12 protein-coding genes are annotated in these 12,236 nt (G+C 63.8%); 5 read left to right on the forward strand and 7 right to left on the reverse strand.

The genetic code is table 11. The annotated features are described in order from the left end of the window. Window positions 1–500 (forward strand): aminotransferase class I/II-fold pyridoxal phosphate-dependent enzyme (locus L981_RS28415; protein ID WP_043624497.1); only part of this gene is annotated, 500 nt, incomplete at its 5' end. A 129-nt stretch (window positions 501–629) separates the two neighbouring features. On the opposite strand, the gene L981_RS28420 is transcribed toward L981_RS28415, so the two are convergent. The 3 genes from L981_RS28420 to L981_RS28430 form a co-directional block, all read right to left on the reverse strand. Beyond that, on the reverse strand, window positions 630–935 hold the full coding sequence (locus L981_RS28420) for a hypothetical protein (protein ID WP_043624500.1): 306 nt from the start codon (window positions 933–935) through the stop codon (window positions 630–632). 154 nt (window positions 936–1,089) lie between these two features. Continuing rightward, window positions 1,090–1,956, reverse strand: coding sequence for an NAD(P)-dependent oxidoreductase (locus L981_RS28425; protein WP_043624503.1), 867 nt, complete (start codon window positions 1,954–1,956; stop codon window positions 1,090–1,092). A gap of 24 nt (window positions 1,957–1,980) precedes the next feature. After that, window positions 1,981–2,742, reverse strand: coding sequence for an SDR family oxidoreductase (locus tag L981_RS28430; RefSeq protein ID WP_043624506.1), 762 nt, complete (start codon window positions 2,740–2,742; stop codon window positions 1,981–1,983). A gap of 117 nt (window positions 2,743–2,859) precedes the next feature. Between L981_RS28430 and L981_RS28435 the strand changes: the two genes are divergently transcribed. After that, window positions 2,860–3,750 (forward strand): LysR substrate-binding domain-containing protein, encoded by an 891-nt coding sequence (locus L981_RS28435; RefSeq protein ID WP_043624508.1) that lies wholly within the window; start codon window positions 2,860–2,862, stop codon window positions 3,748–3,750. Window positions 3,751–3,831: 81 nt separating this feature from the next. Here L981_RS28435 and carA read toward each other — a convergent pair whose 3' ends face one another. Then, window positions 3,832–5,037, reverse strand: a complete 1,206-nt coding sequence (carA, locus tag L981_RS28440) for a glutamine-hydrolyzing carbamoyl-phosphate synthase small subunit (protein ID WP_043624510.1) — start codon at window positions 5,035–5,037, stop codon at window positions 3,832–3,834. A 328-nt stretch (window positions 5,038–5,365) separates the two neighbouring features. Between carA and L981_RS28445 the strand changes: the two genes are divergently transcribed. Next, window positions 5,366–5,815: a GatB/YqeY domain-containing protein gene (locus L981_RS28445; RefSeq protein ID WP_043624513.1), complete on the forward strand. Its 450-nt coding sequence runs from the start codon at window positions 5,366–5,368 to the stop codon at window positions 5,813–5,815. A gap of 6 nt (window positions 5,816–5,821) precedes the next feature. Here the strand turns inward: L981_RS28445 and L981_RS28450 are convergent, their stop codons facing one another. Continuing rightward, window positions 5,822–6,727, reverse strand: a complete 906-nt coding sequence (locus tag L981_RS28450) for a hypothetical protein (RefSeq protein WP_043624516.1) — start codon at window positions 6,725–6,727, stop codon at window positions 5,822–5,824. A gap of 215 nt (window positions 6,728–6,942) precedes the next feature. On the opposite strand from L981_RS28450, the gene dnaG reads away from it, so the two are divergent. Continuing rightward, the gene (dnaG, locus tag L981_RS28455) at window positions 6,943–8,952 is read left to right on the forward strand and encodes a DNA primase (RefSeq protein WP_043624519.1); all 2,010 of its coding nucleotides are present in this window, start codon (window positions 6,943–6,945) and stop codon (window positions 8,950–8,952) included. A 58-nt stretch (window positions 8,953–9,010) separates the two neighbouring features. Here the strand turns inward: dnaG and L981_RS28460 are convergent, their stop codons facing one another. Next, complete coding sequence (locus L981_RS28460) at window positions 9,011–9,850, reverse strand: hypothetical protein (RefSeq protein WP_043624522.1); 840 nt, start codon at window positions 9,848–9,850, stop codon at window positions 9,011–9,013. A 198-nt stretch (window positions 9,851–10,048) separates the two neighbouring features. On the opposite strand from L981_RS28460, the gene recQ reads away from it, so the two are divergent. Next, a complete protein-coding gene (recQ, locus tag L981_RS28465) occupies window positions 10,049–11,926 on the forward strand; it encodes a DNA helicase RecQ (RefSeq protein WP_043624525.1) in 1,878 nt (625 codons plus the stop codon). 62 nt (window positions 11,927–11,988) lie between these two features. Here recQ and L981_RS34780 read toward each other — a convergent pair whose 3' ends face one another. After that, window positions 11,989–12,129: a hypothetical protein gene (locus L981_RS34780; protein ID WP_156134271.1), complete on the reverse strand. Its 141-nt coding sequence runs from the start codon at window positions 12,127–12,129 to the stop codon at window positions 11,989–11,991. Between the last annotated feature and the right edge of the window lie 107 nt (window positions 12,130–12,236).

Consider the following 12,236-nt stretch of genomic DNA (forward strand, 5'->3'; position numbering starts at 1 on the left):
ACGGCGTCTCCAAGGCCTATGCCATGACCGGCTGGCGCATCGGCTACGCCGCCGGCCCGCTGCAACTGATCAAGGCCATGGACATGATCCAGGGCCAGCAGACCTCGGGCGCCACTTCGATCGCACAGTGGGCGGCCGTCGAGGCGCTGAACGGCACGCAGGACTTCATTCCCGAAAACAAGAAGATCTTCGAAGGCCGCCGCGATCTCGTGGTGTCGATGCTCAACCAGGCCAAGGGCATCTCGTGCCCGACGCCGGAAGGCGCCTTCTACGTCTACCCGTCCTGCGCCGGCCTGATCGGCAAGACCGCACCGTCGGGCAAGGTCATCGAGACGGACGAAGACTTCGTGTCCGAACTCCTGGAGTCCGAAGGCGTCGCCGTCGTGCACGGTTCGGCCTTCGGCCTCGGCCCGAACTTCCGCATCTCCTATGCGACCTCGGAAGCCCAGCTCGAAGAAGCCTGCCGCCGCATCCAGCGCTTCTGCGCCGCCTGCAAGTAAGCGCGAGCAATCGCATCTGACAAAAAGAACCCGCCGGAAACGGCGGGTTTTTTCGTTCGCAAAGCGATTCAACGGCTGGCCATGCCGATTCAAGTCAGCTGGCTAAGGCCTTGAAATCAGAGTCCATTCTCAGGCGCCGGGAACCTCGTCGTCGCCAACGACGCCGCCCTCGCTTTCGAGGATCGAGAGGCGGCGAGCTTCGGAGCGGGTGAACTTCAGCCGTACGCCGATCCCGCGTTCGCCCTCCGGCAGAAACACCGCGCCGGCATTTTCGAGCGCATGCTTCAACGATAGGATTACCGCGTCGGCCGGTTTTTCCAGCTTTCGCTCGAACCTGAGGATCGTCTCTTCGTCGACGCCCGAAAAGCTCGAAAGCATCTCGCGCGAAATTTCGATTAGCGCCCGGGCGGCGCGGCACTGTGGACCTGTAATCATCGTCACCTCCAGTTGCGGTGAGGATGCGCGAAGGGCGCCCGAGGGTCAACAACAAGCCGGTGGCCCGCGACGTTTCGACCGCGGGCCATCGGCTTGTCGCTTGCTTGGCGAGCACCATCGGCGCGTACTTGCATCCAGACCTCTGCGACGGCCTCTATTTGCCCCGCATCGCCTCGATCAGGCCCGAGGCCTCGTCGCTGCCAAAGCCGGCGGCGAGGCGCTTTTTCGCCAGCCTTTCAATCGGCTCCATGAAAGCCGGATCGATGCCCAGGCTACGGCTTGCGGCCACGATGTTGGTGATCGCCACCGATTGCATCTGAAGGTTCGACATCACGTCGCGGGCATGGTCGCCGCTGTCGATCCGTTCGGCGTAATCGGGCAGCGCCGTCATCATCGCGGCAAGCCAGGGCTCGACCAGCGGCAGGAACTGCTTGGCGGTGAAGCCCACGCTGCCGGCGAGTGCGGTTGCGTGCAGATAGCCGCCGAAGAGACCGTACATCGCCGACAGCAAGGAGAGGTCGCTGACCGCGGCGAGAACAGGATCCTCGCCGAGATAGTGGCTTTGGCCGAAGGCAGCGAGTTGTTGCTCGGCATCCCTGAATGCAGCGCTGTCCCCACTATAGAGAACGAAGGCGTGCGGCGTGCCGATCATCGGCGGCGTTGCCATGATGCCGCCGTCGAGATAGCGCGCGCCAAGTCCATCAAGCCGGGCGGCGATCGCCCGGACCTCGTCCGGACGGCCATTGGTGAGGTTGACGACCGTCTTGCCGGCGATGGCTGCGCCGACGTCCGCCAGCGTTGTTTCGACGGCGGCGTAGTCGGTGAGGCACAGGACGAGCACATCGCTGGCCGCAATCGCCCCGGCAACCGTTGTCGCCCGGCGGGCGCCACGGGCAATGAGGGCGTCGGCCCGCGCGGACGTACGGTTCCAGACGGTGATGGCATTGCCCGCATCGATGAGGGCGCCGGCAAGGGCTGCGCCCATGGCACCGAGCCCGATGATCGAGATGGATCTGGACATGTTGTCTCTCCGCTCCGGGCCGCGTCAGGCGGCAGGCGACAAGTGCTGGCCAAGGCCACCGTCGACGGTGAGGCGGGCGCCGGTGGTGAAGGTGGCGTCGAAGGCGAGGAACAGCACGGCGCGGGCGACTTCGTCCGCCGTGCCGTTGCGCCCCATCGGCGTGATCGCATCGCCGAGCGCCTTGAACTCGGCACGCTCGGCGTCGGTGACGCCTGCCACGCCCTTGGTCGGCGTATCGATGAAGCCGGGGCTGACCGAGTTCACCCTAATGCCGCGCGGCAGAAGTTCGGCGGCAAAGACGGAGGCAAACGAGATCAGTGCCGCCTTGCTGCCGCTATAGACCGCCATTCCCGGATGGCCGCCGACATCGGCAACCGACGAGGTGAAGACGATCGAGCCGCCGTCGCGGATCAGAGGCGCCAGCCGCTGGACGGTGAAGAAGGCGCCCTTGGTGTTGATGGTGAACTGGCGATCGTAGGATGCTTCCGTCACCTGGTCGAACGGCTCGAGCAGCGATGTGCCGGCGTTGACGTGCAGGAGGTCGATCGAACCCAGCTTCTGCCCGACCGTCGCCCCGAGCACGGCGATCTCGCCGAGGTCGGCGATATCCGATTTTACGGCATGAACGCGGTCGCCGAAGCGCTGTTGGATCCGGGTGAGGTTCTCTTCGTTGTTTCCGGTCAGGAGCACCTCGGCGCCGCCGTTGACGAGACGCTCGACCGTCGCCAGGCCCATGCCATGCGTGCCGCCGATGATCACGGCTTTCTTGTCTTGATAGATACCCATTGTCTCTCTTACTTCGATATCAGGCTTCGATGAGGAAGAGATAATTTTATGGACGATGTAGCGTAAGACAGGCAAATGTGGATGTATCGTTCACATTTGCAGACATTGGGAGCCGCGATGCGCAATCTCAACGACTTCATCGTCTTTGTCCATGTGGTTGATCACAAGGGGTTCGCGCCGGCGGCGCGGGCGCTGAACGTGCCCAAATCGACGCTGAGCAAGCGCGTGGCCGAGCTGGAAAAGACGCTTGGCGTCCGGCTGATCAACCGAACGTCGCGCCGCTTCACCGTGACGGAGATAGGCGAGGATTTCTACCGGCATGCCTCGGCGATGTTGATAGAGGCGGAGGCGGCCGAAGCCATCGTCAAGGGCCGCCTTGCCGAGCCGAGCGGCACGGTCAGGATCACCGCCTCGGTGCCGACGGCACAGATGATGCTGGCCGGGCTGCTGCCGCCGCTGGCGAAGACCTATCCCAAGATGAAGGTGATGTTGCATGCGACGGACCGTTTCGTCGATGTGGTGCAGGAGGGCTTCGATATCGCGGTGCGCGATCACTTCGCGCCGTTGCCCGATTCCGGCATGGTACAGCGGCGGGTGGCAACGGATGCGATCCTCCTGGTGGCAGCGCCGGCCTATCTGGAACGCAGCGGGCATCCGCGCGAGCCTAGCGACCTTTCGCATCACGACGGGCTGCTTGCCTCCTTGAGCGCAGAGGGATGGACGATGCGCAACGATGCGGGCGTGGTCGTCAGGGTTCGACCAATGCCGCGGTTCCTCGCGGACGAATCCAACGTGTTGCTCGAGGCTGCCGTCTCCGGTCTTGGCATCACCGCGTTGCCGCGAAAGATCTGTCGGGCGGCAATCCAAGCCGGAAGTCTGGTGCGCGTGCTTGCGGACTGGGAGGCCGGCAGCGTGACGACGACGCTGTTGATGCCGCACCGGCGTGGGCAACTGCCGTCGGTCCGCGCCGTCGTCGACTTCATCGTCGCGCATCTGCAGGAAGGGTAAGCTCGGCGGCAACGAAGGCGCACGCTTGAAAAGAAAAGGCCCGCTCTAAGCGGGCCCTGGAAGCTTGTGTCGGTCGGTCGCTTAGCGCTCCGCGAGCGCCGGTTCGCCCTTCTTCTCGCGCACGAGGTTCATGAAGCGGCGGAAGAGGTAGTGGCTGTCCTGTGGGCCGGGGGAGGCTTCCGGGTGGTGCTGCACCGAGAACACCGGCTTGCCATCGACGCGCAGGCCGCAATTGGTGCCGTCGAACAGCGAAATGTGAGTCTCTTCAACACCCTGTGGCAACGACTTCGAATCGACCGCGAAGCCGTGGTTCATCGAGACGATCTCGACCTTGCCCGTGGTGTGGTCCTTGACCGGGTGGTTGGCGCCGTGGTGGCCCTGGTGCATCTTCTCGGTCTTGCCGCCGAGTGCCAGCGCCAGCATCTGGTGGCCGAGGCAGATGCCGAAGAGCGGGATATCGGTCTTCAAGAGGTCCTGGATGACCGGCACGGCGTATTTCCCGGTTGCTGCCGGGTCGCCGGGGCCGTTCGACAGGAAGATGCCGTCCGGCTTCTGCGCCAGAACTTCGTCGGCACTGGTCGTGGCGGGCATGACCGTGACGCGGGCATTGAGGCCGGCAAAGAGGCGCAGGATATTGCGCTTTACGCCGTAGTCGAGCGCAACGATGTGGTAGGCCGCATCGGTTTCGCCGAGCGTCGAATAGCCTTCGTTCCAGACCCAGGGCTGCTCGTCCCAGCGCGACGACTGACCGGAGGTCGCGACCTTGGCGAGGTCGAGGCCTTCAAGGCCGCTCCAGGCCTTGGCTTCGGCCTTCAGCGTGTCGATGTCGAAGACGCCCGAGGGATCGTGGGCGATGACGGCGTTCGGCATGCCGTTTTCGCGGATCCAGGCGGTGAGCGCGCGGGTGTCGATGCCGCAAAGGCCGATGATGCCGCGGGCCTTCAGCCAGGCGTCGAGGTGCTTGGCGGCGCGGTAGTTCGACGGCTCGGTGATGTCGGCCTTGAAGATGACGCCGACCGCGCCGTGGCGTGCTGCCGGCGTCAGGTCTTCGATGTCTTCGTCATTGGCGCCGATGTTGCCGATGTGCGGGAAGGTGAAGGTGACGATCTGGCCGAGATAGGAGGGGTCCGTCAGGATTTCCTGGTAGCCGGTCAGCGCCGTGTTGAAGCAGACTTCCGCCTGCACCTTGCCGGTCGCGCCGATGCCCTTGCCCTCGATCACGGTGCCGTCGGCAAGAACGAGCAGTGCGGTTGGTTTTTCAGTGGTCCATGCGGGTGTCGCGGTCATCGTTCCTATCCCGTTGCGGCGTGGAGCGCAGGGGCTTGAAAGCCCGGCAGTCGATCGCCATTTCTTTGCTCAGGCATGGACGCGCGGAGACCCCGCGGAAAAGTGCTCTCATGCCGATGTTGTGCAGGTGCGGGAAAATACCCAAAGCGCTTAGCCGGGTCAACCAGCCGCTGTGAATTGTCTGGAAATAAAATTCCTTATAATTCAAGCGGTTGCGTATTCCGTTTGATTGCACCTGTCACACTGGTTTAAGACGACGACAACAATAATGGTTTCGAACCGGTTCCGGGCAGAGCACCGCGGGCCGGTTTCGACATGGAGTATAGACATGCGCGACCTGTTCGCTGACGCACTGAAGGAAGCCCTCAAAGCCAAGGACGCACGGCGTACCTCGACCGTGCGGCTGATCCAGGCGGCGATCAAGGATCGGGACATTGCCAATCGGGGCCTCGGCAAGGACCCGGTCAGCGATGACGACATCCTGCAGATCCTCGCCAAGATGATCAAGCAGCGCGAGGAATCGGCTCGTATCTACGATGACGCCGGCCGGCCGGAGCTTGCCGCGCAGGAGCGTGAGGAAATCGTCATCATCAATCGGTTCCTGCCGGCCCAGCTTCCGGAAGACAGAGTGAAGGAACTCTGCGCCTCGGTCATCGCCGAAACCGGCGCACATGGCCTGCGCGACATGGGCAAGTGCATGAACGTGCTCAAGGAGCGCTATCCCGGCCAGATGGACTTCGCCAAGGCCTCCGGCCTGGTGAAGGAACTGCTCAAGTAGCTCCGCTCAAGTGAGTGCCGGCGCCCGTCGCGATAGGACGGGCGTCGCCACCTCGGCTTTCGCCGGAAACGTCGCCTCGAATGCGCGATCGATCAGGGCGAACTTCTCTGCCTGGTAATCCCAGTATTCACGGATGAAGGCTTTCGACAGCCAGACCGCGCCGCGTCCGGGCGTCCGCTCCCACCCCATATTTCCCAAAAGCGCTGCCTTGACGAAGATCCGCTTGAGGTGGGTCTTGGAGATGATGAAGCGTTCGCTGAGATCGCTCGGCGAAACCGGCCCGATCGCGTGGCGCTCCGCCTCGGGGTCGAAGTCGCCGATGCGCGAGAAGAGATCATCCATCACCACGCCACCGGAATTGACCCAGGTGAAGAGGTCGAAGGTCGGGCCTGGACGGCGGACCGTGTCGTTGCCGACAAGCGCTTGGGCGACCGCGGCCTGCAGTCGCCCGAACCGGTCCTGCTCTTCGTTAAGCCGCGCCAGCCGCGACTGGCCGTCAAAGGCGTCGAGGATGGCCAGATGGGACTGCATCCATTTCCAGACATAGTCGAGTGCTGCCTCCGTGGGTTCCAGCGGCCGGCTGCGCTTGTCCGGCTGCACCGTGATGTAGCGGGCGAAGCGGTAGGCGACCATTTCCTGCACGAAGGATGCTGCGGTGTTGCGGCTGGCGATCCCGTGCATGACGGCATAGTTGATGAAACGGCCGCTGTAGAGGCCGCTCGAGGGATCATCCGGATCGCGGTCGTGATAGAGCGCAAGGCCAGATTGGGCCATCAGCCAGCGCTGCTGCGAGGCAAAGATCGAGGCGAGCCGTGGGTTTGCCGCATACATCTCCACCATGCCGCGCGCATAGCTCAGCACCGCGCTGAAGAAAGCCGGACTGGAGGCGAGCACTTTGACGGAAACGGCCATGGCAAGTGATCCAATTCGAGACGGCGAATTGATCCTTTTCGTCAAAGGGGTGTCAAGCGCTACTTTTGGTCTTTGGAAAATATTCATACACAACTTTTGATTGGTGATTTGACGCGCGATTCCCGTTTCGCTCCTGTGAATAGCGTGCAAGCAGGATCACCGTTGTAGCGCCCGCCGGCCATGCCGCCTATATGGAGGATCGACCAGAGGTATCCATGCGCTTTTCACAGTCCTTTCTTGACGAGATACGCGATCGCGTTCCGATTTCGGACGTGATTGCCAAGCGCGTTACCTGGGACCGGCGCAAGACCAACGTCTCGCGCGGCGACTATTGGGCCTGCTGCCCCTTTCACGGCGAGAAGTCGCCGAGCTTCCACTGCGAGGACCGCAAGGGCCGCTACCATTGCTTCGGCTGCGGTGTTTCGGGCGACCATTTCCGTTTTCTCACCGATCTCGAAGGCCTGAGCTTTCCGGAAGCCGTACAGCAGATCGCCGACATGGCGGGTGTTGCCATGCCGCAGCCGGATCCGCAGGCCGAGCGTCGGGAGAAGGAGCGCACGAGCCTGCTCGACGTGATGGAAATGGCGACCGCGTATTTCGAGGACCAGCTCCAGACGGCGGGTGGCGCCAAGGCGCGCGCCTATCTGCGCGAGCGCGGGCTTGCGGGGCGCACGATCGAGACCTTCCGTTTGGGCTACGCGCCCGACAGCCGCAATGCGCTCAAGGAACATCTCGCCGGCAAGGGCGTCGCCAAGGAGCAGATCGAGGCTTGCGGCCTCGTGGTGCACGGGCCGGACGTGCCGGTTTCCTACGACCGCTTCCGCGACCGCATCATGTTCCCGATCCTGTCGTCGCGCGAAAAGGTCATCGCCTTCGGTGGTCGCGCCATGTCGCCGGACGCGCCGGCCAAGTATCTGAACTCGAACGAGACCGAGCTCTTCCACAAGGGCAACGTGCTCTACAATTTCGCCCGTGCGCGCCGTGCTTCGCAAGGCGGCGCCCGCGACGCCGGCGGCGACGATGCGGCCGGAACGATCATCGCCGTCGAAGGCTACATGGACGTGATCGCGCTGCACCAGGCAGGTGTCGAAAATGCCGTGGCACCGCTCGGCACGGCGCTCACCGAAAACCAGCTCGATCTCTTGTGGAAGATGACGTCGCAGCCGGTGCTTTGCTTCGACGGTGACGGGGCGGGCATTCGCGCCGCCAACCGCGGCGTCGACCTGGCGCTGCCGCACTTGAAGCCCGGCCGTTCGGTCCGCTTCGCCATGCTTCCCGATGGCAAGGATCCCGACGATCTCGTGCGCCAGGAGGGCCGCGGGCCCTTCGACAAGGTGCTTGCCAACGCCCGTTCGCTGGCCGAGATGGTCTGGCAGCGCGAGGTCCAGGGCGGCGCCTTCGATACGCCGGAAAAGCGCGCCGAGCTCGAAGCGCGGCTGAAGCAGGTGACATCCGTGATCGCCGATGAAAGCGTGCGCCGGCACTATGGCCAGGACATGCGTGACCGGTTGCACGCCTTCCTGCAATCGTCAGGAGCAGGGCGGGGCGAGCGGCGTCCCTTCGAGCGTGGCGGCAGGCAGGGCGGCGGCGGAGCGCGTGGCGCCGGTCAGCCACGGGGACCCAATGCGAGCGGGCCGACGGCGATTTCCGATCGGCTGGCGCGTTCGACGCTGGTCAGCGGACAACAGGTGGCCCCGCTTCTGAGAGAGAGCGTGCTGGCGCTTACCATCGTCAACCACCCGCAATTGCTGTTCGACGAGTATGATGAGATCTCGACGATCGAGTTCGATCACCGCGAGCTGCAGCGCTGCTGGGCGGCGGTGTTGAACGCTGCGGCCGCGCAGGGGCCACGGCTCAACCGCGACGATCTGCTCGAACAGTTGCAGGGCGAGGGGTTTGGCGCGCTGATTACCGCGATCGACCAGCAGATCCGCTATGCCAGGCTCTGGACCGCGACGACGGCGGCCGCGCCTGAGGACGCCCGCGAAGGCTATCTGCAGGCGCTGGCCCTGCACCAACGCTCGAAGGCATTGCATTGGCAGGTGCGCGAGCTTGAACGTGAACTGGCCTATGCGACCGAGGAGGGCGACCTCGAAGCCGTTCCTCAGTTGCTGCGCACGCTTCAGGAGGTGCAGCACGAAGTGACGCGGCTTGAAAACCAGGAAGCGATCATCGAGGGCTTCGGCGTGCTGTCAGGCCGCGTGAAGGGGCCGGCGGCGCGCTAGCAGCTGGGTATTTCTGGCCCGCACGGCGAAAGCAGGCTTGCTCTCGACGAGGTCTCGACTATTCGCGCCAATGTTCGGCCACCCACGGCGATGGGCGAATGTAGTGGCGCAGGTAGCGAAACGCATTCTTCTCGTAACGGTCGGATGCAAACAGCCCGAGGATATGGCCGAGCGGCGTGGAGACCTTGTCCTTCTTGCCGAAGCGCCCCTCGATCGCATGCTGCGGCAGGATGTTGCGCGGGAACAGCACGACGCGTGCGTCCTTCGGCAGGCGCGGCGCCAGGAAGTAGTTGAGCGGGAACGGCCGGCGGCAGTCCTGCCGGAAATGCAAAACCCAGCGGCGGGGGAAGAGTTTTGCTCCGCCCGGCGCATTGCGCGTGACGAAGCGCTGCTCGAAACGGTACTCGTCGGCAATGCCTTGCGGGTCGGCGCGGAACCTCTCCTGCAATGGCACCAGCTTACCGACCGGAAAGCGGAAAATCGAGGTCTGGCCGAGGCGCTCGAACGGCGTCGTCTGGTTGCGGGCGAGGATGACGTCGTCCGGTTCCCCCTGCTCGAAGAAACCATCGAGCGATCCGACGATGACCAGGTCGAGGTCCAGGAACAGGACGGGGCCCTTGAGATTGCCGAGCTTCGGCCCCCAGAGCCGCGACTTCTGCCAGATGCCGGGCGTGTTCTTGGGCATTTCGCCGATGTCCAGCGGCGGCAGGTCCTCGCAGAGAATTTCCGGACGCAACCCTTCGAAATTGTCGTTGAAGCAGGTGAAGGTGAAGGGGGGGGTGATGTTGCGCGCCACCATGGCGTAGAGCCGGTTGATGAACGGTGCGCCGTACTTCGTACCCCAGTTGATGCAAATGACCTGCTTGACGCCGCCGCTCGCTGCGAGAATGTTCGCCATGGTGACTTCCTGATTTTTGCGGGTCACTAAAGTACTGATGTGTTATCAAGGTCAAGCTGGCAAACCGGGCAATCCCCGATGAAGCGCAGCAGGGCCTTCGGGGAAAAACAGCCCTTGTCTCTTCAGTTGCGGCAACGGCTATGGCATTGCCTGCGCATGTGGCCATGATGGCCTAAGCTGATTCCCGAAGGAGATGTGATGGAGTTCGTCGAAAGGGCGACGCCCTCAAGAAGCGCTGCCAGCAAGCTCTTCGACGAAGCCGGCCAGGCACCGCTCGACGTGCTGAAGCGCGTTTATGGCTATTCCGCCTTTCGCGGCAAGCAGCAGGAAGTGGTCGAGCATGTGACCGCTGGCGGCGATGCGGTCGTTCTCTTTCCGACCGGCGCCGGCAAGTCGCTCTGCTTCCAGATCCCGGCGCTCTGCCGCCCCGGGCTGGGTGTCGTCGTCTCGCCGCTGATCGCGCTGATGCGCGACCAGGTGGAAGCGCTGAAACAGCTCGGCGTCAATGCGGCTGCGCTGAATTCGTCGCTGACGCGCGAGGAGGCGGTCGCCGTCAGGCGCCAGATCCACGACGGCACGCTCGACCTTCTCTATGTGACGCCGGAGCGGACCGTGACCGATGGGTTTTCCGATCTCATCGGCAATGCCCGCATCGCGCTTTTTGCCATCGACGAGGCGCATTGCGTTTCGCAGTGGGGCCATGATTTTCGCCCCGAGTACCGCGCACTCGGGCTGCTTGCCGAGCGTTACCCCGGCGTGCCGCGCATCGCGCTCACCGCCACGGCTGACCCGCATACGCGTGACGACATCGTCGAGCGGCTGGCGCTCAGCAAAGCCGAGGTTTTTACCACCAGCTTCGACCGGCCGAACATCGCCTATGAAATCGTCGAGCGCGACCAGCCGCGGCAGCAATTGCTGCGCTTTCTCTCCCGCTTCAAGGGCGCGTCCGGTATCGTCTATTGCCTGTCGCGCGCCAAGGTCGAAGATACGGCCGAATGGCTGAACGCGCAGGGCATCCGCGCGCTGCCCTATCACGCCGGCATGGACCGGACGCTCCGCGACAAGCACCAGGACGCTTTCTTGAAAGAAGAGAGCCTCTGCCTCGTTGCGACCGTCGCCTTCGGCATGGGCATCGACAAGCCGGACGTGCGCTATGTCGCCCATCTCGATCTGCCGGGATCGGTGGAGGCCTATTACCAGGAGACCGGGCGTGCGGGGCGCGACGGCCAGCCGTCGGAGGTCTGGATGGCCTATGGCATGGCCGACGTCCTGCAACGTCGCCGGATGATCGACGAGGGGGGAGCTGCCGACGACATCAAGCGTATCGAGCGCGGCAAGCTCAACGCGCTGCTTGCGATCTGCGAGACCGCCGGCTGCCGCCGCCAGGCGATCCTCGCGCATTTCGGCGAGGCGCATCCCGGCCGCTGCGGCCATTGCGACACATGCCTGAAGCCGGTCGAGACCTGGGACGGGACGGAGGCGGCGATCAAGGCGCTGGCGGCGGTCTATCGCACCGGCGAGCGTTTCGGCACCGGTCATGTGGTCGATGTGCTGATGGGCACGATCAACGAGAAGACCGAGCGTTTCGGCCATGTCGACATGCCGGTCTTCGGCGCCGGCAAGGACCTGCCGGCTCGCACCTGGCAATCGGTCTTCCGCCAATTGCTGGCGGCAGGCCTGGTCAGCGTCGACCATGCCGCCTTCGGGGCGATAAAGCTCGAACCGGACGCACGCGCCGTCTTCAAGCGCGAGCGCCAGGTGTTTTTCCGCAAGGACCGCCCGACCTCCGGCAAGGCCGCGCGTGGAGCGAAGTCGGGTGCGCAACGCGAACGGGCGGATCTGGCCGGTTCCGATCTCGAACTCTTCGAACTGCTCCGCGCCGAGCGCTTCTCAATCGCCAAGGAGTTGAACGTCCCGCCCTATGTCGTCTTCCCCGACGCGACCTTGATTGCGCTTGCCAAGGAGCGCCCGCGCGATTTCGACGAACTGCTCGACATTCCCGGCATCGGTGAAAGCAAACGCGAACGCTACGGCGAGGCATTCCTCGCGGTCATCGACGGGTATGTGGAGGGGTGAGGGCGGTAGACCCCGCGTCTCCGTCGTCGGAAAATGTCTGTGGCGAAGCGCTTGGCGACACATTATTTCCGCCGCACCATCGCAGCGTGAAATGCCCTGTCGTTTTTACGCTGGATCCGGCCGAGCGCCGGATTTTGCTGCAAGTCAAAAGCCGTCATGATACTCGTCAGGCACGCGATGTTTTCTTGAAGCGAGAGCGCCATGACTTCAGCCTTCCTGTCCCATCTCCGCAGCGAACTCGAGGGCCTGAAGACGGCCGGTCTCTACAAGTCGGAGCGTGTGATCACCTCGAAGCAGGCGGGTGAGATCA

It is taken from the genome of Ensifer sp. ZNC0028 (assembly GCF_000799055.1).
GTDB lineage: Bacteria > Pseudomonadota > Alphaproteobacteria > Rhizobiales > Rhizobiaceae > Ensifer.

Bases quoted from the DNA above. Each gene is read 5' to 3' on its own strand.
- L981_RS28420 (WP_043624500.1), bottom strand. From the start codon at position 935: ATGATTACAGGTCCACAGTGCCGCGCCGCCCGGGCGCTAATCGAAATT.
- L981_RS28425 (WP_043624503.1), bottom strand. From the start codon at position 1,956: ATGTCCAGATCCATCTCGATCATCGGGCTCGGTGCCATGGGCGCAGCC.
- L981_RS28430 (WP_043624506.1), bottom strand. From the start codon at position 2,742: ATGGGTATCTATCAAGACAAGAAAGCCGTGATCATCGGCGGCACGCAT.
- L981_RS28435 (WP_043624508.1), top strand. From the start codon at position 2,860: ATGCGCAATCTCAACGACTTCATCGTCTTTGTCCATGTGGTTGATCAC.
- carA (WP_043624510.1), bottom strand. From the start codon at position 5,037: ATGACCGCGACACCCGCATGGACCACTGAAAAACCAACCGCACTGCTC.
- L981_RS28445 (WP_043624513.1), top strand. From the start codon at position 5,366: ATGCGCGACCTGTTCGCTGACGCACTGAAGGAAGCCCTCAAAGCCAAG.
- L981_RS28450 (WP_043624516.1), bottom strand. From the start codon at position 6,727: ATGGCCGTTTCCGTCAAAGTGCTCGCCTCCAGTCCGGCTTTCTTCAGC.
- dnaG (WP_043624519.1), top strand. From the start codon at position 6,943: ATGCGCTTTTCACAGTCCTTTCTTGACGAGATACGCGATCGCGTTCCG.
- L981_RS28460 (WP_043624522.1), bottom strand. From the start codon at position 9,850: ATGGCGAACATTCTCGCAGCGAGCGGCGGCGTCAAGCAGGTCATTTGC.
- recQ (WP_043624525.1), top strand. From the start codon at position 10,049: ATGGAGTTCGTCGAAAGGGCGACGCCCTCAAGAAGCGCTGCCAGCAAG.
- L981_RS34780 (WP_156134271.1), bottom strand. From the start codon at position 12,129: ATGGCGCTCTCGCTTCAAGAAAACATCGCGTGCCTGACGAGTATCATG.